This is a genomic window from Streptomyces albicerus, assembly GCF_008905045.1.
Lineage (GTDB): Bacteria > Actinomycetota > Actinomycetes > Streptomycetales > Streptomycetaceae > Streptomyces > Streptomyces albicerus.
The window spans coordinates 96,288-119,719 of sequence record NZ_VWMY01000014.1; the positions used below are offsets into that span (position 1 = coordinate 96,288).

The window sequence follows — 23,432 nt, forward strand, 5'->3', positions numbered from 1 at the left end:
CCGGCGGGCTTTCTTGCCCCGCCGGGCGCATGCCTGTGACACTCACGGCATGGGGCAGACCGGGGGACGGCGGACTCAGTCCGAGCGGGACGCGATGACCGTGGAGATCGGATACGCGTTGGCCAGCGCCGCGTTCACGGCGGCGGTGGTGTTCGGGGCCGTGGCCGGCCCCGCGCTGCTCTTCGACCTGCCGGGCACCGTCGAGCGGGTCCAGCTCGCCGTCGGGACCGCACTCACGGCCGTCCTCTTCCTCCTGCGGGTGGTCACCGTGCTGGTCCGTTTCCGGCAGCGGCCTCAGCCCAGCCAGCCCGGCCGCACCAACCCCGACTCGTAGGCGAGCACGACCAGTTGGGCCCGGTCGCGGGCGCCCAGCTTCACCATCGTGCGGCTGACGTGGGTCTTGGCCGTCAGCGGGCTGACGACCAGCCTGCGCGCGATCTCCTCGTTCGACAGTCCGATGCCCACCAACGCCATCACCTCCCGCTCCCGCTCGGTCAGCCGGCCGAGCGCGTCAGCGGCCGCGGGCTCCTTGGAGCGCGCCGCGAACTCGGCGATCAGCCGACGGGTCACGCCCGGCGAGAGCAGCGCGTCACCCTCCACCACCGCCCTCACCGCGCGCAGGAGTTCGTCCGGTTCGGTGTCCTTGACGAGGAAGCCGGACGCTCCGGAGCGGATGGCCTCGAAGACGTACTCGTTCAGCTCGAAGGTGGTCAGCATGACCACCTTGACGTCCTTCAGGTCCGCGTCGTCGGTGATGCCGCGGGTCGCGGCGAGGCCGTCGAGCAGGGGCATGCGGATGTCCATCAGGACGACGTCGGGCCGCAGTTCGCGCACCGAGCGCAGCGCCTCCTCGCCGTCGGCGGCCTCCCCGGCCACCTCGATGTCCCGCTGGGCGTCGAGGAGCGCCTTGAAGCCTGCGCGGACCAGCGACTGGTCATCGGCGAGCAGTACGCGGATCACCGGTCCTCCTTGAGCTCGAGGGACTTCTCGGACGTCCCGGATTTCGCGGATCTCTCAGATTTCCCGTACTTCGCGGATTTCCCGGATGGCGCCCCTGACGCGCTTGACGCCCCGGGCGAGTTCTTGAGCGGCAGTACGGCCAGCACCCGGAAGCCGCCGTCCTCGCGCGGCCCGGCCTCGATCGTGCCACCCAGGGCCGCGGCCCGCTCCCTCATTCCGGCCAGTCCGTTGCCGCTGCCTCCCGCGTCCGCGCCCGTCGCCGGGCCGTCGTCGTCGATACGGAGCCGCAACGCGTCGCCCGCGTGGTCGACCCGCACGCGCGCGTGCCGCGATCCGGAGTGCCGTACGACGTTGGTCAGCGCCTCCTGGACGATGCGGAAGGCGGCGAGATCGGCGCCGGGCGGCAGGGCCCTGCGCTCGCCCCGGGTCTCGACGCCGACCGTCAGTCCGGCGCCCGCCGCCTGCTCGACGAGTTCGGGCAGGCGGTCGAGGCCCGGCGCCGGCGCGCGCGGCGCGTCACCGGGCGTACGCAGCGTGTCGAGCACCTGGCGCACCTCCCCCAGGGCCTCCTTGCTCGCCGCCTTGATGGTGGTGAGCGCGGTGCGCGCCTGCTCCGGATCGGAGTCCAGCAGGGCGAGGCCGACCCCCGCCTGGACGTTGATGACGGAGATGCTGTGCGCCAGGACGTCGTGCAGTTCGCGGGCGATCCGCAGCCGCTCCTCGTCGGCGCGCCGCTTGGCCGCCTGCCGGCGTTCCGCCCGGTCGCGGTCCCACTGCTCACGGCGTACGCGGGCGAGTTCGGAGACCGCGCCGATGGCCACCATCCAGGTGGCGACGGCAATGTCCTCGCTCCATGGGAAGGCTGTGTCGCCGCTCGGCGGCAGCCACCGGTAGAACCAGTGCCCCACCAGGAGGTGGGCCGTCCACAGGGACCCGAGCGCCGCCCAGGCCGCGCGGCGGTGCCCGGCGACGACCGCACTGAAGAAGCCGAGCGCGACGGTGAGGAAGACCGGCCCGTACGGATAGCCGACGATGAAGTAGAGGGCGGCCGCCGCCGAGGTGCCGGACACCACGAGCACCGGATACCGCTGCCGCCACAGAAGCAGCACGGCACCCGTGAGCAGCAGCGCCCGGGCAAGCAGGTCGAGGTGCTCGCGGTCAGGCTGTTGGTGGGCCGCGAAGTTGCTGCCGACCAGCACGAACACGGTGATCAGCAGCGTCGAGCGCCACGGCCGGCGAGGACGGCTGTCCTCGTCCTCGTCGTCGCGGCGGTTCCACCACGGGGGCCCGTGCCGCCATCCGCGCGGCGGACCGCCCCATGTCCGCCACGGCGGCCCGTGCCGCCCTCGCCGCGGGGGACCGCCCCGCATCCAGGGGGGTCCACCGCACGGACGTGTGCGCTGCTCTTCCATGCCAGCCACGCTAGACGCCGCGGGCCGCCGCAGGCGTCAGCCGAGCGAGGTGATCACACGTACTCCCGGCGGAGTACCCGCTCCGGCTCGGGTGCCGCGGCCTCCCTGATCCGGAAGCGGCGCAGCTGCTTCGGCGCCCACCAGTTCGCGCGGCCCGCGAGCCGCATCGTCACGGGCAGCAGGACCACCCGGATCAGAGTCGCGTCCACGAGGATCGTCAGGGCCGTGCCGATGCCCAGCTCCTTGAGGAAGACGACACCTCCGGTGGCGTACGAGAGGAAGGACAGGGCGAGGATGCCGGCCGCCGCGGTGATCAGCGGGGCGCTGCGCCGGATGCCCTCGCCGACCGCACGCTCGGTGTCGCCGGTGCGATCGTGCTCCTCCTTGATGCGGGACAGCAGGAACACCTCGTAGTCCATCGACAGGCCGTACGCCACACAGAACATCAGCACCGGGATGCTCGGCTCGATCGAACCGGTCGCCGTGAAGCCGAGTACGCCGGACAGGTTGCCGTCCTGGAAGACCCACACCAGGCAGCCGAACATCACCGACAGGCTGAGCAGGTTCAGCACGGTCGCCTTGACGGGCAGCAGCACGCTGCCGGTCATCAGGAAGAGGATCACGTATGTCGCCACCAGGACGATCCCGGCGGCGAGGGGCAGCCGGTCGAGGAGCGTGGACCGGAAGTCGGTGGTCTCGCCCGGGTAGCCGCCGACCAGTACGCCGGCGGGTGCGGGCGCGTCGCGGACGCGTTCGACGAGCGCGGGCACGTCGCCGGACATCGCCCGCTGGGTGGGCACGAGGGCCAGGCGTACGCGGCCGTCGGGCGCCGTCAGCCGGTCCTGGCCCGGCGCTCCCGCCCGCAGCCCGTCGCGATAGGCGCCGGTCGGAGCGTCGACCTGGAACACGCCCGGGATACGGGAGAGTTGGGCGGCGTACGCGCGCGTGTCGGCCGTATTCGTGGACCCTTCCGTGAGCATTTCCGTGTCCGTGAAAACGACCTGGATGGTGTCGGTGGGTTCGGCGGGGAACTCCTTGTGCACGATTTCGGAGGTGGTGCGCGAGGAGGTCCCTTCGGGGAGCGTCCGCTCGTCGGGGAGCCCGAAGCGCAGGCCCAGGAGGGGCGATGCGGCGAGGAGCAGGACCGTGAGCACTCCGGCGCCGGCGAGCAGCGGGCGGCGCATCGCAGCGACGGCCGTGCGGTGCCAGAAGCCGGACGCGCGTGCAGCGGGCCGTTCGACGCGGTGGCCCCAGCGGGCCAGCGCCGCCGGCAGGAAGAGCACCGCGCCGGCCACCGCCGTCGCCACGACGAGGACACCCGCGTACGCGAACGAGCTGAGGAAGAAGAACGGGAACACCAGCAGCGCGCACAGCGACACCGCCACCGTCACGCCGCTGAAGACCACCGTGCGCCCGGCGACCGCGGTCGCCCGTACGACGGCGTCGGGCTGGGCGTGTCCGGCGGCGCGCTCCTCGCGGTAGCGGCTGATCACGAACAGGCTGTAGTCCACGCCGAGTCCGAGGCCCAGGACGAGCGCGAGGTTCGCCGCGAACGTCGACACCTCGGTGACCTGCGCGATCGCCCGCAGCCCTGCGAGTGTTCCGAGCACGGACAGCAGACCGACCGCGACGGTCAGCAGGGCGGCCGTGGTGCGCCGGTAGACCAGGATGAGCAGGAGTACGACGGCGGGCACCGCGAAGAGCTCCGCGCGCAGGAAGTCGGTGCGGGCCTGTTCACCGACCTGCCGTGAGATCTCCTCCTGTCCGCCTACCTGGACGGTGAGTTCGGGAGTCGTGCGCGTCAACTGGGGTGAGAGTGTGGCGAGTTGCTCGCGCGCCTCCGTGGCGCTGCCTTCGAGGCGGGCCAGTACGAGCGCCCGGTCGCCGTCGGCGCTGCGCAGGGCGGGGCTCTTCGCGTCCCAGTACGAGGTGACGTCCGTGACCAGGGGCAGTCGCTCCACCTCCCGGGCGAGCGCGCCGGCCGCACTCTCCGTGGCGGCGCTGTCGACGTCGCCGTCGCGTGCCGTGACCAGCAGCGCGAGGTTGGGGTTGCCGGTGCCGAACTCCTCGCGCAGTACGTCGCCCGCGCGCACCGACTCCGTGCCGGGCGAGCTCCAGCGCGCGAGGTCCAGGTCGTCCTGGGCGCCCGCGCCGTAGGCGGCCAGGCCGAGAAAGACGAGGAGTACGCCGATGAGGACGGCGCGGCTGCGCCGCACCGCCAGGCGGCCGAGCCGGGTGAGCATCGTGGTGGGCCTTTCGCCGGGGATCCGTGCCCGCCACCGTCGCGGCCGCCGCTGACCGTCCGCTGGAAGATCCACTGGAACGCGGTGGCCGGGCTACTCTCGACGCATGGGCGAGGGGACGCGGAACGGCCTGCGCGAGGGCGACCTGAGTGACTCGGATACCTCGGGCGACTCGGATACTTCGAGTGACGTGGGCGACTTGGGTGACGGCACGTCCAACGACCTTCGCTTCGAACTGCTCGGCCCGCTCCGGGCGTTGCGCGACGGGGTCGAGGTGCCGCTGGGCCCGCCGAGGCAGCGGGCCGTACTCGCCGTGCTGCTCCTCCAGGAAGGGCGCTCGATCTCGTACGACGCGCTGGTGGAGGCCGTGTGGGGCGGTACCCCGCCCGTGCATGTACGCAACCTCGTGCAGAAGTACGTCTCCGGGCTGCGCCGAGCCCTGGGCGACGCCGCGGAGTTGGCGTGGACCGGCAGCGGGTACCGGCTCACCGGAGCGGGCATCGACGACCTGCGCGAGCGGCGGCGGTTGGTGGACGAGGCGATCGCCGCGCGGGATGCGGGTGACCTGCGGCATGCCGGTGAACTGATCGAGCGCGCCGAGCGGTTGTGGCGCGGCGACTTCGCGGAGGGCCTGCAGGCCCCGTACTTGGCGGCGGAGCGGCTGCGCTGGGCCGAGAAGCGGCTCACGGTGCTGGAGGCCCGGCTGGCCGGAGCGATCGAACTCGGCCGGTCCTTCGAGTACGTCCACGAGCTCGTCCGGCTGGTCGCCGCGCACCCGCTGCGGGAACGGCTCGTCGAACTGCTGATGCTCGCCCTGTACCGGACGGGCCGCTCCTCGGACGCGCTGGCCGCCTACGAGGCGGCCCGGCAGCGGCTCGCCGAGGCGCTGGGCGCGGACCCGGGACCGCCGCTGCGGTCACTGCACGCGCGGATGCTGCGTCAGGATCCCGACCTGCTGCCCCGGCCGCCCGTGCCGGTGTCCTGAGGGAACACCAGGCCGACGCCATGGCCGAGTTGGGCGACCGCGTGCCGGAAGAACGGCTCGCGGTCCTCCACGAGCCGGTTGAACTGCCCGAACAGCTCGAAGCCGACCAGCCCGTACAGCTGCGCCCACGCCGCGACGAGCGCCGTGACCACCGCGGGCGGCAGGTCCGGTGCGAGGTCCTCCGCCAGCCGCCGGGCCTCGGGCTCGAGTTCGGCGGGCAGCCGAGGCAGGGCGACACCGGCGCCCTGGTGCGCGTCCCGGATGATTCCGATGAGGAGCAGCCCGACCCGGGACGCCGCCGGGACGGTCGTATCCGGTGCGGTGTAGCCGGGTACGGGCGAGCCGTAGATCAGCGCGTACTCGTGCGGATGGGCCAGCGCCCAGTCGCGCACCGCCTCGCACACCACGGTCCAGCGGCGGACGGGCCCGGCGTCGGCCACTTTGGCGTGCGCCGCCTCGGCGGTCTCGCCGAGCGAGTCGTAGGCGTCGATGATGAGGGCGGTCAGCAGGTCGTCGCGGCTGGGGAAGTAGCGGTACAGCGCGGAGGAGACCATGCCGAGCTCGCGGGCCACGGCGCGCAGCGAGAGCTTGGCGGCGCCTTCCTCGGCGAGCTGTCTGCGCGCCTCGTCCTTGATGGCCGCGGTGACCTCGATCCGGGCTCGGGCGCGTGCTCCTCGTGCGGTGCTCATGTGAGGCAGTGTGCCACGGTTTCAGAGCACTGCACACAAACGAGAGCACTGCTCTTGCTTTGGATCACCGATCTCGTGCACACTGCTCATAAGCGAGAGCACTGCTCACAAAGGGAAGCACTGCTCTCTCAAACTCTGGGGGTCACCATGTCCGCGTCCACGCACGTACAGAAGCCCGGCTGGTTCACCGTGAACGTCCTCAATCGCACCGTGGCATGGATGACCCGCCGCGGGATCAGCGTCTGGGGCTCCCGGGTTCTGGCCGTCCGCGGCCGCAAGAGCGGCGAGTGGCGCACCACCCCCGTCAACCTGCTGACCGTGGACGGCGAGCAGTACCTCGTCGCGCCGCGCGGCCACGTCCAGTGGACGCACAACATGCGAGCCGCGGGCGGCGGCGAGCTGCACCTCGGCAAGAAGAAGGAGGCGTTCACCGCGGCCGAGGTCGCCGACGACGACAAGGTCCCGCTGCTGCGCGCCTACCTCAAGCGCTGGAAGGCCGAGGTCGGGATCTTCTTCAACGGCGTCGGCCCTGACTCGTCCAACGAGGAGCTGCGGCGCATCGCCCCGGACCACCCGGTCTTCCGGATCACCGGCAAGAGCTGATCACCGGTGCGAGCTGATCGCCGTCAGGAGCCGAGCCGCGGTCACCGGCCCGGCCATCGTCACCGGTCGAGCGCGGTCAGGGCGCGCCCCGCCATCGGATGCGTGCGCACGATCTCGCCCAGGGAGGTGGAGCCGCGGGTGATGCCCGTGAACGCCTTCCAGGCGGGCCGGAAGCCGGTGAGCGCGGCGTGGAACATGCCGGGGCGGCGCTGGAAGATCGTGAGCATCCGCTTGCCGATGCTCATCTCGACGCCCAATCCCGCCTTGATCGCGAAGGCGTAGTTCAGCGCCTGCCGCCGGGTGTCCACCGCGTCGTGCGCCTCCGCGATCCGTACCGCCCACTCCCCCGCGAGCCGCCCGGAGCGCAGTGCGAAGGAGATGCCCTCGCGGGTCCACGGCTCCAGGAGCCCCGCCGCGTCCCCGCACACCAGCACCCGGCCGCGCGACAGCGGCGAGTCATCGGCGCGGCAGCGCGTCAGATGCCCGGACGAGATGCTCGGCTCGAAGCCGGCGAGCCCGAGCCGGGCGATGAAGTCCTCCAGATACCGCTTGGTGGCGGCGCCCTCGCCCCGCGCCGAGATCACACCGACGGTGAGCGTGTCGCCCTTGGGGAACACCCAGCCGTAACTGCCGGGGATGGGGCCCCAGTCGATGAGGACCCGCCCCTTCCAGTCCTCGGCGACGGTCTCCGGGACCGGGATCTCCGCCTCCAGGCCGAGGTCGACCTGGTCGAGCTTCACGCCGACGTGCGCTCCTATCCGGCTCGCGCTGCCGTCCGCGCCGACCACGGCCCTGGCCAGCAGCGTCTCCCCGTCCTGCAGGACGACGGCCACCGTGCGCCGGTCCGGGACGGCCGAGCCGTGCTGCTCCACCCGCGAGACCGTGACGCCCGTACGCAGCTCGGCGCCCGCCTTCTGCGCGTGCTCGACGAGCTGCTGGTCGAACTCGGGCCGGTTGATGAGCCCGAAGAGCATCTGCTTGGAGCGGCGGGTCCGGGTGAACCTGCCGTCGAGCGAGAACGTGACCGCGTGCACCCGGTCCTGGAGCGGCAACTCGAAGCCGGGCGGCAGCGCGTCACGGGTCGGTCCGATGATGCCGCCGCCGCACGTCTTGTAGCGGGGCAGTTCCGCTTTCTCCAGCACCAGGACGCGGCGCCCCGCGACCGCTGCCGCATAGGCGGCCGAGGCCCCCGCGGGCCCCGCACCGACCACGACGACGTCCCATACCCGCTGTGCGTCGTCCGAAGAGTTCTCGCTGCTCACGATGGTCTGCTGCTCCGATCCAGCCGCCTGCCGCACCTACTCCACGCATCCTACGGCGGCGTTCGGCGAAGACCGCTGTGGCAGGATCGGCAGCGTATGCACCGCGCACACCCGTACGCGCGCGCATCGCACCCGTACCCATCCGTACAACGTCGCACCCACGAGGAGCGTGCCCATGTCGTCGAACCCGGTCGCCGAGACCGTCGCCTCGCTGATGCCCAGGGCGAAGGCGGAGCTCACCGAGCTGGTGGCCTTCAAGTCGGTGGCGGACTTCGACCAGTTCCCCAGGAGCGAGAGCGAGGGCGCCGCCAACTGGGTGGCCGACGCGTTGCGCGCCGAGGGGTTCCAGGACGTCGCGCTGCTCGACACCCCTGACGGCACACAGTCGGTGTACGGCTTCCTGCCCGGGCCCGAGGGCGCGAAGACCGTCCTCCTGTACGCGCACTACGACGTGCAGCCGCCGCTCGACGCGGCCGGCTGGGTGACGCCGCCGTTCGTTCTGACGGAGCGGAACGGCCGCTGGTACGGGCGCGGGTCCGCCGACTGCAAGGGCGGCCTGATCATGCACCTCCTCGCCCTGCGCGCGCTCAAGGCGAACGGCGGTGTGCCCGTCAGCGTCAAGGTGATCGCGGAGGGCTCGGAGGAGCAGGGCACGGGCGGCCTGGAGCGGTACGCCGAGCAGCACCCGCAGCTGCTCACCGCCGACACCATCGTCATCGGCGATGCCGGCAACTTCCGGGTCGGCGTCCCGACGGTCACCACCGCGCTGCGCGGCATGACCCTCGTACGCGTCCGGGTCGACACCCTCGAAGGCAACCTGCACTCCGGTCAGTTCGGCGGCGCGGCGCCCGACGCGCTGGGCGCGCTGATCCGCGTACTGGACTCGCTGCGCGCCGAGGACGGTTCGACGACGGTGGACGGGCTCACGAGCGCCGAGCAGTGGGACGGTCTGCAGTACGACGAGGCGCAGTTCCGCAAGGACGCCAAGGTGCTCGACGAGGTGGAGCTGATCGGCTCGGGCACGGTCGCCGACCGCATCTGGGCGCGCCCTGCCGTGACCGTGCTCGGCATCGACTGCCCGCCGGTGATCGGCGCCACGCCGTCCGTGCAGGCGGGCGCCCGTGCGCTGATCAGCCTGCGGGTGCCGCCGGGCGTGGACGCGGCCGAGGCCACCAAGCTGCTCCAGGCCCACCTGGAGGCGCACACGCCGTGGGGCGCGCGCGTGCAGACGGAGCAGATCGGCCAGGGCCAGGCGTTCCGCGCCGACACCACCAGCCCCGCCTACGCGGCGATGGCCGAGGCGATGAGCATCGCCTACGACGGCGCGGAGATGCAGTACGCCGGTCAGGGCGGCTCCATCCCGCTGTGCAACACCCTCGCCTCCCTCTACCCGCAGGCGGAGATCCTGCTGATCGGGCTGAGCGAGCCGGAGGCACAGATCCACGCAGTGAACGAGAGCGTGTCACCCGAGGAACTGGAGCGGCTGGCCGTCGCGGAGGCACTGTTCCTGCGCAACTACGCGGCGAGCTGAGCGAGTTCGGCGGACGTGTCCTCCGTACGGTGAAGGCCGGGCGTACGGCCTTCGGAGGCCTCAGCCCTTGGGGACTCCGGCCTCCAGGTACAGGGCCGCTCCCCGCTCCTTCGCGCGCAGCGCCCAGCGCAGTCGCTCGTAGCGGACGGGGGGCAGCAGGCCGGCGGCCTCCTCCTCGGTGACGAAACGCCAGTCACGCAGTTCGGGGCCCGGCAGCAGCATCCGCCGGGCCTCCGCGCTGTTGAGCCGGCCGCCGTCGAAGAGGAGGCGCAGTCCGCCGTAGCCGGGGGGTGCGGGGGGCTCCCAGTCGACGACCAACAGGCTTGGTATGGCGTCGAGTTGGATGCCGGTCTCCTCGGCGACCTCGCGCATGCCCGCGCGTGCGGGTGCCTCGCCGGATTCGACGACGCCGCCGGGGAACTCCCAGCCGGCCTTGTACGTCGGGTCGACGAGCAGCACCCGGTCCTGCTCGTCGAAGAGGAGCACCCCGGCGGCGACGGTCTCCGAGGTGGGTTCGGGGGTCTGCACGATGTCGCAGACGGGGACGGCTCCGCTGCTTACGGCGTCGGCGACGTGTACGGCGGTCTCGTACGGGGTGAGGGTGCTGGTGTCGACGGGGTGGGCGTCCGCGGTGAGCCAGCCGGCGAGGGCGGCGCGGTAGGGCTCGATGTGGTCGTAGGACCACTGGCGCACCCGTATCTGCCCGTCGGGGAGGTCCGGCGGGACCTCCCGGTCGGCTATTCGCTCGCGCAGGATCGTTTCCGCCGGGGCGAGGAGCACATGGTGGACGGCGATCCTGCGGGCGGCGAGTGAGCCGAAGATCTCGTCGCGGTAGTCCTGGCGCAGCAGCGTCATGGGGACCACGAGAACACCCCCGAGTTCGGCGAGCATCGCGGCCGCGGTGTCGACCACGAGCCGCCGCCAGATCGGCAGGTCCCGGAAGTCGCCGACCTCGGCGAGACGCTTGGCGGGCAGCAGCTGTGTCAGCCCGGCGCCGATGAGCTCGGGGTCGAAGAGTGTGCTGTTCGGGATCAGGTCGATCAGTTCCCGTGCGGTGGTGGTCTTCCCCGCACCGAACGCACCGTTGATCCAGACGATCACGGTTCCCCCTCTGCTGTTGGCCCCCTGAGGCTTGCCCGCTCCACCCTGCCACGGAAACCAGGCCCTGATGAGGCCGCGTTCGACCGGTCGGACATATGCGGAGGCCCGGCCCAGAACGGGCCGGGCCGACGGTCGGGGTGGGCCTGGAGGGGCGGGTCAGCGCTCCTGTCCACGGGGGCTGTCGTCCGTGTCGTCCGTGGCCGGACTGCCGTCGCTGACCGCCGTGTCGACCGCGCTGAGGGAGTCCTGTACGTCGAGGTTGCCGAGGGCGTCGCTGTCTACTGAGTGAGACGGGGTGACGGCCGCCACCACGAATCCGGTGGCGAGGGACGCGATGGCGAGCATGCTGCGCTTCTTCATGCCCGGTTCAACTGCCGACCCGCCGATGGGTCACGGTCGGCCTTCCGGACGTGTTGCTCAGCCCTTCGTCGAGCCGAGGGTGAGTCCCGCGATGAAGTGCCGTTGCAGGAGCAGGAAGACCAGGATCGTCGGCAGGGCGACCAGGACCGAGCCGGCGGCGAGGAGGTTGTAGTCGGTGAAGAACTGGCCGCGCAGGTTGTTCAGGGACGAGGTGATGGGCAGCTTGTCAGGGTTGGAGATGAAGATCAGGGCCCACAGGAAGTCGTTGTAGATCCACGTGAATTCGAGGGTCCCGAGGGCCGCCAGGGCGGGCCGGCACAGCGGCAGCGTGATGCGCCAGAACTGGGTCCACACGCCCGCCCCGTCGACGATCGCCGACTCCAGGATCTCCTGCGGCAGGGTCCGCATGAAGTTGGCGAGCACGAAGACGCAGAAGCCCAGCTGGAAGGCGATGTTGACGATGATCACGGCCCAGTAGGAGTCGTACATCTTCAGGGAGTCGGACATCCACCAGGGCAGCGGGATCCGGTTGAACAGGACGTACAGCGGGGTGACGATGACCTGCTGGGGCAGCAGGTTGCCGGCCGTGAAGAACATCAGCAGGACGATGCCGCCGCGGATCCGCAGGCGGGAGACGGCGAAGGCGACGAACGCGGCGAGGAAGAGCGTGATGATCACGCCGGGCACGGCGATCAGCAACGTGTTGATGAAGTACTTGCCCATGCCCGACTCGGTGTAGGCCTCGCGGTAGTAGTCAAGGGACAGGCGCTTGGGCCAGGAGAAGTAGCCGTGCTGCGCCGTCTCCTCGTACGGCCTGAGCGAGGCGTAGACGGCGAGCAGCAGCGGGGCGAGGAAGGCCAGCGAGACGGCCGTCAGGAAGAGGTGCACTCCGAAGCGGCCACGGCGCGGCTTGTGAGGCGCGCGGGCGGGTGCGGTGGCGGCCGGGCGCGTGAGTGCGTCGGTGCGGGTCTCGGCGGTCATCGGTCGCGCGCACCTCGCAGCTCTTGGACCAGGAACGTCACGATGAATCCCAGGGAGACGGTGAGCAGGACGACCGCGATGGCGGAGCCGAATCCGATGCGGCTGGCCTCCCCGATGATGTTGTCGGTGATGAGGACGGAGAGCAGTTCCAGGCCGTTGCGGCCCTTGTTGACCGCGTAGACGATGTCGAAGGCCCGGAGCGCCTCGATGACGGTGATCACGCCGACGATGACGTTGACCGGGCGCAGGGTCGGGAAGACGACGCGGAAGAAGGTCTGGCGGGCGTTGGCGCCGTCGATGGCCGCCGCTTCCTTCAGCTCCGGGTCGACGGACTTGAGTCCGGCCAGGTAGAGGATCATGACGTAGCCGACGTGCCGCCAGCTCGCGGCGATCATGATCATCCAGAGGTTGATGCTGGAGTCGCCGAGCCAGTCGATGGGGTCGTCGCGGTTGGCGAGGATGGTGTTGATCGCGCCCTGGTCGGTGCCGAGGACTAGTTGGGCGATGAAGCCGACGACGGCGAGCGAGAGCACCACGGGCATGTAGAGCGTGGACTGGTAGAAGCGGCTGAAGCGCACGCCGCGGTCGATGAGGACGGCCAGGAACAGGCCGAACGGGGTGGCGATCAGGCCGAGGAAGAGCAGCCACAGGACGTTGTGGCGGACGGCGGGCCAGAACGCCGGGTAGTTGTCGACGAGGTTCTTGTAGTTGTCGCCGCCGACCCAGTGGATGTCGCCGATGCCGTCCCAGGCGGTGAAGGAGAGGCCGATGGAGGCGAGGGTCGGCCCCCAGATGATGACGATGTCCAGCAGGATCGGTATGCCGAGGAGCACGCCGAGGACGACGACGTCACGGCGGGTGAACCGCCGCAGCCGTCGCCGTCCGGCGCGCCGTGGGAAGGTGAGCGCCACGGAACGAATCCCCCAGTGATCAGCCGACGGGCTGCGAGAAGATGGTCTTCTTCTGCCGTTCGATGCTGTTGCAGAGCCCGTCGACGTCCTTCGGATTTCCGATGAAGTCCTGGATGGCCTTGATCATCACGGTCGAGGCGAAGTCGGGCCGGGTGTCCCGGTCGAGGAACTGCGAGATCTGCTTGGCATTCGAGACCAGCTCGACCGATTTCTTCTGCAGGGCGCTGTACGTGGACGTGTCGGCGTTCTCGTTGACCGCCACGTTGTTGGGGTCGCCCTTGAGGTAGAGCTCCTCGGCCTCGGGCGTGGCGAGGAACTTCATGAGCTCCTTGGCGCCCTCCACGTTCTTGGACTTCTTCGCGATGAGGAATCCGTCGATCGGCGCTTCGACCGCGTCCTGGCCGTACTGCGGATCGATCTCCGGGAAGGCGAAGAAGTCGATGTCGTCACGTTCGTCCGGCGGGAACTGCTGGCCCGGGTGCGGCATTCCGAAGACCGCCATGCCGGTCTCTCGCTTCTGCAGGCTCTGTCCGGCCTCCTCCCAGGTGCGGCCGAGGGCGCCCTTCTGGTAGTACGGCATGAGTTCGCGCCACAGGTCGAAGACGTTCTTGACCTTGGGGTCGGTCCACGACTCCTCGCCCGCCATCAGCGCCTTGTGGAATTCGTATCCGTTGGCGCGCAGGTTGATGTAGTCGAAAGTGCCCATCGCGGGCCAGCCGTCCTTGTCGGAGAACGCGACCGGTATCCCGTCCCCGTGCATCTGCTTGGCGAGCGCGATGAACTCGTCCCAGGTCCTGGCCTGTTCGTAGCCCTGCTTCTCGAAGAGGCTCTTCCGGTGGAAGACGGCCCACGGATAGTAGTAGTACGGCACGAAGTACTGCTTGCCCTCGTGCGTGGACTGGTCCTTGAGCGCGTCCGAGAAACCGGTGAAGTCCGTCCAGATGTCGCTGATCTCGATCAGGAGGCCCTTTTCCGCGAAGTACTGCATGCGGTATCCGGCGAACCACATGAACAGGTCGTCGGGCGTGCCCTGGAGATAGCGGTTGATGTTCTCCTGGAAGTCGTTGTGATCCTTGGTGTTGACCTTGACGGTCTTCCCGGATTCCTTCTCGTACGCCGTGAAGGCCGCGGCGTAGGCCTTCTTGGGGACGGGATCCGAGGCGTTGGACCCCACGGTGACTTCGTCCTTGTTGCCACCCGGCCCCTCGCCGCACGCCGACAGCAGGGCGGGAAGCGTGACCGCGCCGACCCCGACGGCCGCGCCACGCAAGAGATTTCGCCGGGACATCCGATGTCCTGTCGCGCTTCCGGGCACCACAAGCCCCTTGAACGATGACTGTGCCATGTCCCCCTCCCAGGGGTGCGACTCAACACAACCGAACGCGAGGCTTGGATCTCACTCCCTAGTAGGAGCATCGTCAAGGGTTCTGACGGGATATCGAACAACCGTTACCACTTCTCTTCCACCACAGTGCGACAGGTCCTACCGTAAACGCGCACGGATGACGCGGACATGTAGACATCCAACCTTTCGCGAGTACGGAGGAACGTAACGATGCGTCACCTTCTCACCCGCACAACTCGCCGAAGAGTGGTCGGAGCGCTGACCGCAGGGCTGCTCGGCACCCTGGGACTCACCGGGCCCGCCCCGGCCGCCCACGCCGAAGCGACGGCCCAGGCGCCTGCCGCACCGGCCGCACCTGCCTTGGACGACGGCCTCGCCCTCACCCCGCCCATGGGCTTCAACAACTGGAACTCCACACACTGCCGTGCGGAGTTCAACGAGGAGATGGTCAAGGGGATCGCGGACATCTTCGTCGAGAAGGGGCTCAAGGACGCCGGGTATCAGTACGTCAACCTCGACGACTGCTGGGCCCTGCCGGCCCGCGACGCGAACGGCAAACTCGTACCGGATCCGGTCCGGTTCCCGGGCGGGATCAAGGCCGTCGCGGACTACGTCCACGCCAGGGGACTCAAGCTCGGCATCTACACCAGCGCGGGCACGAAGACGTGCAACAGCGCCGGTTTCCCGGGCGCGCTGGGTCACGAGTACAGCGACGCCCAGCAGTTCGCGGACTGGGGCGTCGACTACCTGAAGTACGACAACTGCAACAACCAGGGCATGGACGCCAAGCTGCGTTACACGACGATGCGTGACGCGCTCAAGGCGACGGGCCGGCCCATCGTCTACAGCATCTGCGAGTGGGGCGAGAACAAGCCCTGGGAGTGGGCGGCGGACGTCGGCCATCTGTGGCGCACGACCGGCGACATCAGCGACAACTGGGGCTCGATGCTGTCGATCATGAAGCAGAACCTGCCGCTCGCGCAGTACGCCGGCCCTGGGCAGTGGAACGACCCCGACATGCTGGAGGTCGGCAACGGCGGCATGACGGACAACGAGTACCGCACGCACTTCTCGATGTGGTCGATCATGGCCGCGCCACTGCTCATCGGCTCCGATCTGCGGTCGGTGTCCGAGGAGACCTTCGACATCCTCGGCAACAGGGAGGTCATCGCCGTCGACCAGGACCCGCTGGGCAAGCAGGGCGCCGTGGTCTCCTCCGAGGGCGGACGCTGGGTCGTCGCCAAGGAGATGAAGGACGGCAGCCGCGCGGTGGCCCTGTTCAACGAGACCGGCAGCGCCCAGCGCATCGCCACGACCGCCGGCGCCGTCGGACTGCCGGAGGCGGACGCGTACACGCTGCGCGACCTGTGGCAGCACAAGAGCTACAACACGGCGGGCACGATCTCCGCGACCGTCCCCGCCCGCGGCACGGTCCTCCTCCGCGTCTCGGCCGACGACAAGTGGGCCAAGAACCCGCCCGCCGTCGAACTCGGCCTGGAGGGCAGCACGTTGATCGAGGCGGGCAAAGCGGCCGCGCTGACGACATCGGTCACCGACCTGGGCCGTACGCCCGCCAAGCGCGTCTCCGCCTCCCTGGGCGGACCCGCGGACTGGACCGTGAAGGCGAACTCGCCGACCACGGCGGGTGTCCTGCCGACGGGCAGGGCGCTGCGCACGAAGTGGACGGTGACCGCGCCCGCCGGCACGCCCCCGGGGTCCTACGAGCTGACGCTGAAGGCGAGTTATCGCTCGCCGAGCGGGACGCGGGCCGAGAGCGTGCTGCCGCTGACGGCTTCCGTAGTGGTGGCGCCGCCCTCGGGCACCTCGTATCTCGGTGACCTGCCCTGGCTGTCAACGACCAACGGCTGGGGGCCCGTTGAGCGCAACACCAGCAATGGCGAGAGCGCGGCGGGTGACGGCAACCCCTTGACGATCAACGATGTCGTCTACGCCAAGGGGCTCGGCGTACACGCGGAGAGCAGCATCGAGTACTACACGGGCAAGGCCTGCGAGACCGTCACCGCGCAGGTCGGCGTCGACGACGAGGAAGGCAGCGAAGGCTCCGTCGCCTTCGAGATCTGGGCCGACGGCACGAAGGCCGCCTCGACCGGCGTCCTCACCAACGCCCAGGCCGCACAAGCCCTTTCAGCCGACGTGACCGGCGCACAGGTGGTACGCCTCGTCACCACGGACGGCGGCGACGGCATCACGTCGGACCACGGGGACTGGGGGGACGCGCGGCTGACCTGCTGACGACTGCGGACCCGTAGGGGCCGGACGAACAGTTGCCGGAGCTTTTAGGGGCGCGGGGCCGTGACATATGCGGCTCCGCCGCGCGGGCGCGACCAGCCCCCACCGACCCGCACATCACAACGCGCGGGACCGACCCGTCTGGAGACCCGGCGGGCGTAAGCGGCTCAGCCGCTTACGCCCGCCGTGGTGGCACTCGGCTTCCGGCTGAGCGCGGCCGCCGCCGCACCCACCAACCCCGCGTCCGTGCCCATCTGCGCGGGCGTCACGCTGAGGCGCTGGACGAACGACAGGGTCGCGTAGTCGCGCAGGGCGGCGCGCAGGGGTGTGAACAGGATGTCGCCCGCCTTGCCCACTCCCCCGCCGATCACCGCGATGTCGATCTCCACGAGGGTCGCGGTCGCCGCGATACCGGCCGCCAGGGCCTGGGCGGCGCGCTCGAAGGAGGCCAGCGCGACGGAGTCGCCGGCGCGGGCGGCGGCGGCCACCGCCGCGGCGGACGTGTCGCCGTCGGAGCCGGGCTGCCAGCCGCCCTCGATGGCGCGACGGGCGATGTTCGGGCCGCTCGCGATGCGCTCGACGCAGCCGCGGGACCCGCACGGGCAGGGGTCGCCGTCGATGTCCACACTGATGTGACCGATGTGCCCGGCGTTGCCCGTGGGCCCGGGATGCAGCTGTCCGCCCAGGATCAGGCCGCCGCCGACGCCCGTCGAGACGACCATGCACAGCGCGTTGTCGTGGCCGCGGGCCGCGCCCTGCCAGTGCTCGGCCGCGGCGATCGCCACCCCGTCGCCGATCAGCTCGACGGGCAGCCCGCCGGTCGCGGCACGGACCCGCTCGACCAGCGGGTAGTCGCGCCAGCCGGGAACGTTCACGGGGCTCACGGTGCCCGCCGAGGCGTCCACCGGACCCGCGCTGCCGATGCCCATGGCCGTGGCGCGGCTCCACAGCGGCGAGACGGTCAGCTCGCCGAGCACGCCCTCGACGGCACGCATGATGGTGTCGCCGTCCTCCTGCGCGGGCGTGGGTCGCTGGGCGCGCAGCAGGATCCGGCCGTGGCCGTCCACCAGCGCCCCGGCGATCTTGGTGCCGCCGATGTCGAGCGCGGCCACGAGGTCGGTGTGCATCAGTGTCAGTTCTCCCGTTTGGACCATGAGAAAGGGCAGGCCGGTCTGGGGCCTGTCCGGCGGATCATGCCGCAGACGCGGGGTCCGGCACGCCCATCCGCCGGACAGGCCCCAGAGACGAAGGACGGCAGGCCGGAGAATGCGATGGACAGTCTCTCCCGCAGCTGACAACGTTGTCCAGGCTCTATGCTCGACGCCACATCCCGATCTGGCTACCTACCGAACACCCTCAGGACTGACACAGCCCCCATGGACTACAGGACAGGAAAGCGCATCGTGGCCGAGACCGCCCGCCGAACCGAGAACCGCTACGGCAACCGTCCGACGATGAAGGACGTCGCGGCGCGTGCCGGGGTCGGCCTGAAGACGGTATCGCGTGTAGTCAACGGCGAGCCGGGCGTCACGCCGGACACCGAGCGCCGGGTGCAGGAGGCGATCGACGCGCTGGGCTTTCGGCGCAACGACAGCGCGCGGGTGCTCCGCAAGGGGCGCACGGCGAGCATCGGCCTGGTCCTGGAGGATCTCGCGGACCCCTTCTACGGCCCGCTCAGCCGGGCGGTCGAGGAGGTGGCCCGCGCCCATGGCGCCCTGTTGATCAACGGCTCCAGCGCGGAGGATCCGGACCGGGAACAGGAGCTGGTCCTCGCGCTGTGCGCGCGCCGCGTGGACGGGCTCGTCGTCATCCCGGCCGGTGACGACCACCGCTATCTGGAGCCCGAGATAAAGGCGGGCGTCGCCACGGTCTTCGTGGACCGCCCGGCCGGACAGATCGACGCGGACGTCGTGCTCTCCGACAGCTTCGGCGGTGCGCGCGACGGCGTCGCCCATCTCATCGCGCACGGTCACCGGCGGATCGGGTTCATCGGCGACATGCCCCGCATCCACACCGCCGCCGAGCGTCTGCGCGGCTATCGCGCCGCCATGGCGGACGCCGGCATTCCGGTCGAGGACACCTGGATGTCCCTGGGCGTCACCGACCCGCAGCGGGTCCGCAAGGCAGCCGAGGACATGCTCGCCGGCCCCTCCCCCGTCACCGCGATCTTCGCGGGCAACAACCGCGTGACGGTCACGGTCGTCCGCGTCCTCGCCGAGCACTCCCGTTCCGTCGCCCTCGTCGGCTTCGACGACATCGAGCTCGCCGACCTCCTCCAGCCCGGGGTCACCGTCGTCGCCCAGGACGCCGCGCAGCTCGGCCGTACCGCCGCCGAGCGCCTCTTCCGCCAGCTCGACGGCACGCTCGTCCTTCCGGAGCGCATCGAACTCCCGACGCGTCTGATCACCCGCGGCTCGGGCGAACTGCCGCCCGCGGACTGACACATGGCGATCCCGGACCACCATGCCGACCACACGCTGGAAGCCCTCGGCCTCGCCGAAGCGCCGCGCGACCACCCGCTGAGCTATCCGGGCGTCTGGCCCGAGGAGTCGGGACTCCTGGACGGGGACCGGCTGCTGCCCCTCACCTGCCTCACGTTCCCGGACCGCGTCCCCGTCCTCGCGGTCGGCTCCAACGCCTGCCCCGCGCAACTCCGGCACAAGATGCGGGAGTACGAACTGTCGTCGCCGATTCCTCTGGTGAAGGCGAAGGTCACAGGGCTGGAGGTCGGTGTCTCCGCGCATGTCAGCGGGATGGGGTACGTGTCCGCGTCGCCCTTTCGCGCCGCGGGGCACACCCGGGAGTTGTTCCTGACCTGGCTGGATCCGGCGCAGCTCGCGGCGGTCGACGCGAGCGAGGGAGTCACGGCGCCGGCCGGTGCGTACGACCGCGTCCTGCTGCCCGCGGCCGACTTCCGGATCGAGCTGGAGTCGGGAGCGGTTCTTGACGGCGCCCACCTCTACGTCAGCCGGCGCGGGGTCCTCCACGACGGTGGGGGAACCCCGCTCAGGCACCCCGGTGAGCGGCCGCTGCTCACCGAACTGCTCGCCGGGTCACCGCGGTTGAGGAAGCTGTTCGGCTCCACGCCCGAGGAGTTCTGCTCCCGGGCGCGCGGCGATCTGCGGCTCTGCGCGGCGGGGACGCGGCTGTTCGCCGAGGAGGGGTGGACGACGGCTTCCGGGCTTGAGAAGTACGTACGCGGTCAGCAGACCGGCAGTCCCGGCACCGGGGCGTCGTTGTCGCCGCCCTTGATGTAGACGTCGCTGACGAAGACGTTCGTGTTGCCGCTGTCGTCGTCGGTCTTCGCCCACCAGACGTTCGTCCACTGGCCGTAGGTCTCGCGGCGGCCCAGGTTCTGCTGGCAGTAGAAGTAGTTGGTGCCCGCGTTGAGGGTGCCGGCCTCGGCGCCGGCCGCGGTGTAGGACGTGGCGGTCTTCCAGACCTCGCAGTTGTACTTGCCGCCGCCGATGGAGTGGCAGACCGGGGCGGGGCTGGGGTCCCCGCCTCCGCCGGACGTGCCGCCGCCACCTGAACTGCCGCCCGTGGTGCCGCCGTTGGTGGGCTTGGGCGAGGGGGCGGGCGCCTCGTCCGTCGGCTTGGCGTCCTCGGTGCGTTCCGGCTGCTCGCCCTTCTCGCTGGGGGCGGCGGACTCCTTGTCGTCCTTCTCCGTGGGCTTGACGTCGTCCGACAAGTCGACCGATCCGCGGCTGGCACCCTCGGACGGGGACTCGCCGGCGCCCCTGGTGGCCGAGGGCCGAGCGGAGGTGTCGGGCTCGTCGGAGCCGTTCAGCAGGGCGACGGTGACGCCGGTCGCGGCCAGCACGACGGTGACAGCCGCGGCGGCGAGGAGGGCGCGGCCCCTACGACGCCCGGGAGCGGGCGCGTCGGCGGTCCGAGCCATCGGTCCAGGCGGCCCGAAGCCGGGCCCCGCCCCTGGTGGCGGCGCTGAGAAACCGCCCGCCGGAGTGCCGTGCCCGCCCGCTTCCGCAGCTTCCGCGGCCCGGAACGCCGACGGACCTGCCTCCGGATTTCCGGGCCCGGATCCGCCCGCGCCCGAAGCGGCGGTTCCCGTCCCGGCCGCAGCCGGGGACCCAGCTCGTGCCCCGCCCGTCTCCGGCGGCCCGAAGCCGGGCCCGGGCGTCGACGGTGACGCGGAGAGACCCGTCGCCGGGGCGCCCGGGTCCGGGGCGCCGAAGACGGGTGTGCCCGCCGTCGGCGCCCCGGCGCCGGATCCGCCCGAAGGCCCGGCCTCCGTCCCGTTCGCTCCCGACGGCTCGAAGCCCGCCGCACCCGATCCCGGCGGCCCGAAACCGGGCGGCACCGACGCCACACTCCGTTCGGTCGCCTCGCGCGGGCGGGGCGCGGGCGCCCGCAGCCCCGTCGTCGCCGAGTCCGCGTCGGACCCGGACGCCACCGTCTCCAGCAGCTCGCGTGCCTCGTCGGCGTCCGGGCGGGACTCCGGCTGTTTGTGCATCAGTTGCTGCAGGACAGGGCCGAGCTGTCCGGCGCGCTGCGGTTCCGGAAGGGGTTCGACGACGATCGCGGTGAGCGTGGACCACGTCGACGTACGGCGGAACGGCGAGGCCCCCTCCACGGCCGCGTACAGCGTGGCGCCCAGCGCCCAGACGTCGGAGGCCGGACCCGGGTCGTGGCCCTGGGCTCGCTCGGGCGCCAAATAGTCCAGGGAGCCGACCAGTTCGCCGCTGCGCGTGAGACGGGTGGTGGAGCCGTCGCCGGGGTCGTCCATCGTGGCGATGCCGAAGTCGGTGAGGACGACCCGGCCGGAGCGGTCCAGCAGGATGTTGCCGGGCTTCACGTCACGGTGCAGCACTCCGGCGCGATGGGCCGCGGACAGCGCGTCCATGACCTTCGCCCCGATCCCGGCCGCCTCGCGCGCGTCGAGGGTCCCGCGCTCACGCAGGACGTCGTCCAGGGACGGCCCGTCCACCAGCTCCATCACGATCAGCGGGCGGCCGTCGACCTCGGCCACGTCGTGCACGGCGACGACTCCGGGGTGGCGCACCCGCGCCGCGGCGCGCGCCTCGCGCTGCATGCGCAGCCCCAGGTCGGCCAGTTCGGGCGCGGCCGCGTCCGTGAACGTCCGCAGCTCCTTGACCGCGACCTCACGGCCCAGGACTTCGTCGAGGGCTCTCCAGACGACGCCCATGCCGCCGCGGCCGAGTTGGGCCACGACTCGGTAGCGGCCCGCTAGGAGCCGCCCGATTCCGTCTGGCTGTTCCTTCTCCCCCGGCCGTTCGTTCTCCCCCGAAGACACCGCTGCCCCGTTCCTGTGTCACACCACTGAGTGGCGTCCACACTACGGGGCAGGAGTGACAGCCGGTGCCCAGGAGCGGTCGCTGTGACACGGCCGCTACGCGAGGGGCGCCACGGGTCGTCGCAAAGCTGCGGGCCGGTCGTGGCTGATCGCGCAGTTCCCCGCGCCCCTTAAGGGGCGCGCTCTACCTGGCCGAGTTCGTCAGGTCGGCCCGCCTCGGTGTCGCGAAGTCCTCCAGGTCCGCGCGCGTCAGGCCCGACGCCCGTGAGACCTCCGCGATGTCGAGGGCGCCGCAGTCCAGGCCGCGCAGCAGGTAGCCGCTGAGGGCCTTGGCGGTGGCGGGTTCGTCCATCACGTCGCCGCCCGCGCGGTTGGCGTAGGCGGCCAGGCGGGCCGCGGCCTGCGTGAAGCCCTCGCGGTAGAACGCGAACACGGCCGCGTACCGCGTCGGGATGTGGCCCGGGTGCATGTCCCAGCCCTGGTAGTAGGCACGGGCGAGGGCGCGGCGGGTGAGGCCGTAGTGCAGCCGCCAGGCGTCGTGGACCTTCGGTGTCGGGCCGACCGGCAGGACGTTGGTGGAGCCGTCCGAGACGCGTACTCCCGTGCCCGCGGCCGCGACCTGCATGATCGCCTTGGCGTGGTCGGCGGCCGGGTGGTCGCTGGCCTGGTAGGCGGCGGAGACGCCCAGGCAGGCGCTGTAGTCGAAGGTCCCGTAGTGCAGGCCGGTGGCGCGGCCCTCGGCGGCCTGGATCATGCGGGCGACGGTCGCGGTGCCGTCCGTGGCGAGGATGGACTGGCTGGTCTCGATCTGGATCTCGAACCCGATCCGGCCCTGCTCGAGACCGCGTGCCTTCTCGAACTCCTCGAGCAGCCGCACCATCGCGGTGACCTGCTCCGGATACGTCACCTTCGGCAGCGTCAGCACCAGCCCGTCGGGCAGCCCGCCGGCCTCCATCAGCCCGCTGAGGAAAATGTCGAGCGTGCGGATGCCCCGGTCGCGGACCGGCGCCTCCATGCACTTCATCCGGATGCCCATGTACGGGGCCGCCGTGCCGCTCTTGTACGCCTCCGAGATCAGCCGTGCCGCGCGGGCGGCCGCCGCGTCCTCCTCGGCGTCGGAGCGCGGCCCGTAGCCGTCCTCGAAGTCGACGCGCAGGTCCTCGATGGGCTCGCGCTCCAGCTTGGCGCGTACGCGGTCGTACACGGGCTCGGCGAGGTCGTCCGGGAGGCCGAGCACGGCGGCGAAGGAGGCGGCGTCGGGCGCGTGCTCGTCGAGGGCGGCGAGGGCCTGGTCGCCCCAGGAGCGGAGGGTGTCGGCGGCGAAGACGTCACCGGGGACGTACACGGTGTGGACGGGCTGGCGGGTGCCGGGGTCTCCGGGGTAGCGGCGCTCGAGTTCGGCGTCGACCGGGGCGAGGGAGGCGCTGATCTCCTCGCTGACGGCGCCCGCGAGGCTTGTCGCCACCTTCTCCTGCTGGCCCTGACCCATTCCATGCCCTCCTGTTTTCCGCTTCACGGAATCAA

Annotated in this window: 20 protein-coding genes; 7 read left to right on the forward strand and 13 right to left on the reverse strand. The window is 71.1% G+C overall.

What is annotated here, in order from left to right:
* Positions 1-49 precede the first annotated feature (49 nt).
* A complete protein-coding gene (locus GAS53_RS14280; RefSeq protein ID WP_151477915.1) occupies positions 50-334 on the forward strand; it encodes a DUF6332 family protein in 285 nt (94 codons plus the stop codon).
* Here GAS53_RS14280 and GAS53_RS14285 read toward each other — a convergent pair.
* The 3 genes from GAS53_RS14285 to GAS53_RS14295 are packed head-to-tail and all read right to left on the reverse strand — an operon-like array spanning position 295 to position 4,615.
* Positions 295-960, reverse strand: a complete 666-nt coding sequence (locus GAS53_RS14285; RefSeq protein WP_151477916.1) for a response regulator transcription factor — start codon at positions 958-960, stop codon at positions 295-297. The genes GAS53_RS14280 and GAS53_RS14285 overlap by 40 nt on opposite strands.
* On the reverse strand, positions 957-2,381 hold the full coding sequence (locus GAS53_RS14290) for a sensor histidine kinase (RefSeq protein WP_404829220.1): 1,425 nt from the start codon (positions 2,379-2,381) through the stop codon (positions 957-959). The genes GAS53_RS14285 and GAS53_RS14290 overlap by 4 nt, the downstream gene beginning before the upstream one ends.
* Before the next feature lie 44 nt (positions 2,382-2,425).
* Positions 2,426-4,615 carry an MMPL family transporter gene (locus GAS53_RS14295; protein WP_151477917.1) on the reverse strand — a complete coding sequence of 730 codons (2,190 nt, stop codon included), beginning with the start codon at positions 4,613-4,615 and terminating at the stop codon, positions 2,426-2,428.
* A gap of 106 nt (positions 4,616-4,721) precedes the next feature.
* Between GAS53_RS14295 and GAS53_RS14300 the strand changes: the two genes are divergently transcribed.
* Positions 4,722-5,600 (forward strand): AfsR/SARP family transcriptional regulator, encoded by an 879-nt coding sequence (locus GAS53_RS14300; protein ID WP_151477918.1) that lies wholly within the window; start codon positions 4,722-4,724, stop codon positions 5,598-5,600.
* On the opposite strand, the gene GAS53_RS14305 is transcribed toward GAS53_RS14300, so the two are convergent.
* Complete coding sequence (locus GAS53_RS14305; RefSeq protein WP_151477919.1) at positions 5,555-6,289, reverse strand: TetR/AcrR family transcriptional regulator; 735 nt, start codon at positions 6,287-6,289, stop codon at positions 5,555-5,557. The two genes, GAS53_RS14300 and GAS53_RS14305, sit on opposite strands and share 46 nt — an antisense overlap.
* A 147-nt stretch (positions 6,290-6,436) precedes the next feature.
* On the opposite strand from GAS53_RS14305, the gene GAS53_RS14310 reads away from it, so the two are divergent.
* The gene (locus tag GAS53_RS14310) at positions 6,437-6,892 is read left to right on the forward strand and encodes a nitroreductase family deazaflavin-dependent oxidoreductase (protein WP_151477920.1); all 456 of its coding nucleotides are present in this window, start codon (positions 6,437-6,439) and stop codon (positions 6,890-6,892) included.
* A 59-nt stretch (positions 6,893-6,951) separates the two neighbouring features.
* On the opposite strand, the gene GAS53_RS14315 is transcribed toward GAS53_RS14310, so the two are convergent.
* On the reverse strand, positions 6,952-8,154 hold the full coding sequence (locus GAS53_RS14315) for a geranylgeranyl reductase family protein (RefSeq protein WP_151477921.1): 1,203 nt from the start codon (positions 8,152-8,154) through the stop codon (positions 6,952-6,954).
* A 175-nt stretch (positions 8,155-8,329) separates the two neighbouring features.
* Between GAS53_RS14315 and GAS53_RS14320 the strand changes: the two genes are divergently transcribed.
* Positions 8,330-9,685, forward strand: coding sequence for a dipeptidase (locus tag GAS53_RS14320; protein ID WP_151477922.1), 1,356 nt, complete (start codon positions 8,330-8,332; stop codon positions 9,683-9,685).
* Between the two features lie 60 nt (positions 9,686-9,745).
* Here GAS53_RS14320 and GAS53_RS14325 read toward each other — a convergent pair whose 3' ends face one another.
* The 5 genes from GAS53_RS14325 to GAS53_RS14345 form a co-directional block, all read right to left on the reverse strand.
* Positions 9,746-10,786: an NUDIX hydrolase gene (locus tag GAS53_RS14325; RefSeq protein WP_151477923.1), complete on the reverse strand. Its 1,041-nt coding sequence runs from the start codon at positions 10,784-10,786 to the stop codon at positions 9,746-9,748.
* 156 nt (positions 10,787-10,942) lie between these two features.
* On the reverse strand, positions 10,943-11,146 hold the full coding sequence (locus tag GAS53_RS14330) for a hypothetical protein (RefSeq protein WP_151477924.1): 204 nt from the start codon (positions 11,144-11,146) through the stop codon (positions 10,943-10,945).
* A 57-nt stretch (positions 11,147-11,203) separates the two neighbouring features.
* The gene (locus tag GAS53_RS14335) at positions 11,204-12,127 is read right to left on the reverse strand and encodes a carbohydrate ABC transporter permease (protein WP_151477925.1); all 924 of its coding nucleotides are present in this window, start codon (positions 12,125-12,127) and stop codon (positions 11,204-11,206) included.
* Positions 12,124-13,038 (reverse strand): carbohydrate ABC transporter permease, encoded by a 915-nt coding sequence (locus tag GAS53_RS14340; RefSeq protein WP_151477926.1) that lies wholly within the window; start codon positions 13,036-13,038, stop codon positions 12,124-12,126. The genes GAS53_RS14335 and GAS53_RS14340 overlap by 4 nt, the downstream gene beginning before the upstream one ends.
* Before the next feature lie 19 nt (positions 13,039-13,057).
* Positions 13,058-14,326, reverse strand: a complete 1,269-nt coding sequence (locus tag GAS53_RS14345; protein WP_151477927.1) for an ABC transporter substrate-binding protein — start codon at positions 14,324-14,326, stop codon at positions 13,058-13,060.
* Between the two features lie 267 nt (positions 14,327-14,593).
* Between GAS53_RS14345 and GAS53_RS14350 the strand changes: the two genes are divergently transcribed.
* A complete protein-coding gene (locus GAS53_RS14350) occupies positions 14,594-16,636 on the forward strand; it encodes an NPCBM/NEW2 domain-containing protein (RefSeq protein WP_192583112.1) in 2,043 nt (680 codons plus the stop codon).
* A gap of 164 nt (positions 16,637-16,800) precedes the next feature.
* Here the strand turns inward: GAS53_RS14350 and GAS53_RS14355 are convergent, their stop codons facing one another.
* Positions 16,801-17,760: an ROK family protein gene (locus GAS53_RS14355; protein ID WP_151477928.1), complete on the reverse strand. Its 960-nt coding sequence runs from the start codon at positions 17,758-17,760 to the stop codon at positions 16,801-16,803.
* Positions 17,761-18,009: 249 nt separating this feature from the next.
* On the opposite strand from GAS53_RS14355, the gene GAS53_RS14360 reads away from it, so the two are divergent.
* A complete protein-coding gene (locus GAS53_RS14360) occupies positions 18,010-19,074 on the forward strand; it encodes a LacI family DNA-binding transcriptional regulator (RefSeq protein WP_151477929.1) in 1,065 nt (354 codons plus the stop codon).
* A 3-nt stretch (positions 19,075-19,077) separates the two neighbouring features.
* A complete protein-coding gene (locus GAS53_RS14365) occupies positions 19,078-19,890 on the forward strand; it encodes a hypothetical protein (protein WP_151477930.1) in 813 nt (270 codons plus the stop codon).
* Here the strand turns inward: GAS53_RS14365 and GAS53_RS14370 are convergent.
* Together GAS53_RS14370 and GAS53_RS14375 are read right to left on the reverse strand one after the other, a co-directional pair.
* Positions 19,836-21,908 carry a serine/threonine-protein kinase gene (locus tag GAS53_RS14370; RefSeq protein ID WP_151477931.1) on the reverse strand — a complete coding sequence of 691 codons (2,073 nt, stop codon included), beginning with the start codon at positions 21,906-21,908 and terminating at the stop codon, positions 19,836-19,838. The genes GAS53_RS14365 and GAS53_RS14370 overlap by 55 nt on opposite strands.
* A 184-nt stretch (positions 21,909-22,092) precedes the next feature.
* Positions 22,093-23,397: a DUF6986 family protein gene (locus GAS53_RS14375; protein ID WP_151477932.1), complete on the reverse strand. Its 1,305-nt coding sequence runs from the start codon at positions 23,395-23,397 to the stop codon at positions 22,093-22,095.
* Between the last annotated feature and the right edge of the window lie 35 nt (positions 23,398-23,432).

What these genes read in the sequence shown, in the direction of transcription:
- GAS53_RS14280 (WP_151477915.1), top strand. Translation starts at nt 50, where the DNA reads ATGGGGCAGACCGGGGGACGGCGGACTCAGTCCGAGCGGGACGCGATG.
- GAS53_RS14295 (WP_151477917.1), bottom strand. Translation starts at nt 4,615, where the DNA reads ATGCTCACCCGGCTCGGCCGCCTGGCGGTGCGGCGCAGCCGCGCCGTC.
- GAS53_RS14300 (WP_151477918.1), top strand. Translation starts at nt 4,722, where the DNA reads ATGGGCGAGGGGACGCGGAACGGCCTGCGCGAGGGCGACCTGAGTGAC.
- GAS53_RS14305 (WP_151477919.1), bottom strand. Translation starts at nt 6,289, where the DNA reads ATGAGCACCGCACGAGGAGCACGCGCCCGAGCCCGGATCGAGGTCACC.
- GAS53_RS14310 (WP_151477920.1), top strand. Translation starts at nt 6,437, where the DNA reads ATGTCCGCGTCCACGCACGTACAGAAGCCCGGCTGGTTCACCGTGAAC.
- GAS53_RS14320 (WP_151477922.1), top strand. Translation starts at nt 8,330, where the DNA reads ATGTCGTCGAACCCGGTCGCCGAGACCGTCGCCTCGCTGATGCCCAGG.
- GAS53_RS14330 (WP_151477924.1), bottom strand. Translation starts at nt 11,146, where the DNA reads ATGAAGAAGCGCAGCATGCTCGCCATCGCGTCCCTCGCCACCGGATTC.
- GAS53_RS14335 (WP_151477925.1), bottom strand. Translation starts at nt 12,127, where the DNA reads ATGACCGCCGAGACCCGCACCGACGCACTCACGCGCCCGGCCGCCACC.
- GAS53_RS14345 (WP_151477927.1), bottom strand. Translation starts at nt 14,326, where the DNA reads ATGTCCCGGCGAAATCTCTTGCGTGGCGCGGCCGTCGGGGTCGGCGCG.
- GAS53_RS14350 (WP_192583112.1), top strand. Translation starts at nt 14,594, where the DNA reads ATGCGTCACCTTCTCACCCGCACAACTCGCCGAAGAGTGGTCGGAGCG.
- GAS53_RS14355 (WP_151477928.1), bottom strand. Translation starts at nt 17,760, where the DNA reads ATGCACACCGACCTCGTGGCCGCGCTCGACATCGGCGGCACCAAGATC.
- GAS53_RS14360 (WP_151477929.1), top strand. Translation starts at nt 18,010, where the DNA reads ATGGACTACAGGACAGGAAAGCGCATCGTGGCCGAGACCGCCCGCCGA.
- GAS53_RS14365 (WP_151477930.1), top strand. Translation starts at nt 19,078, where the DNA reads ATGGCGATCCCGGACCACCATGCCGACCACACGCTGGAAGCCCTCGGC.
- GAS53_RS14375 (WP_151477932.1), bottom strand. Translation starts at nt 23,397, where the DNA reads ATGGGTCAGGGCCAGCAGGAGAAGGTGGCGACAAGCCTCGCGGGCGCC.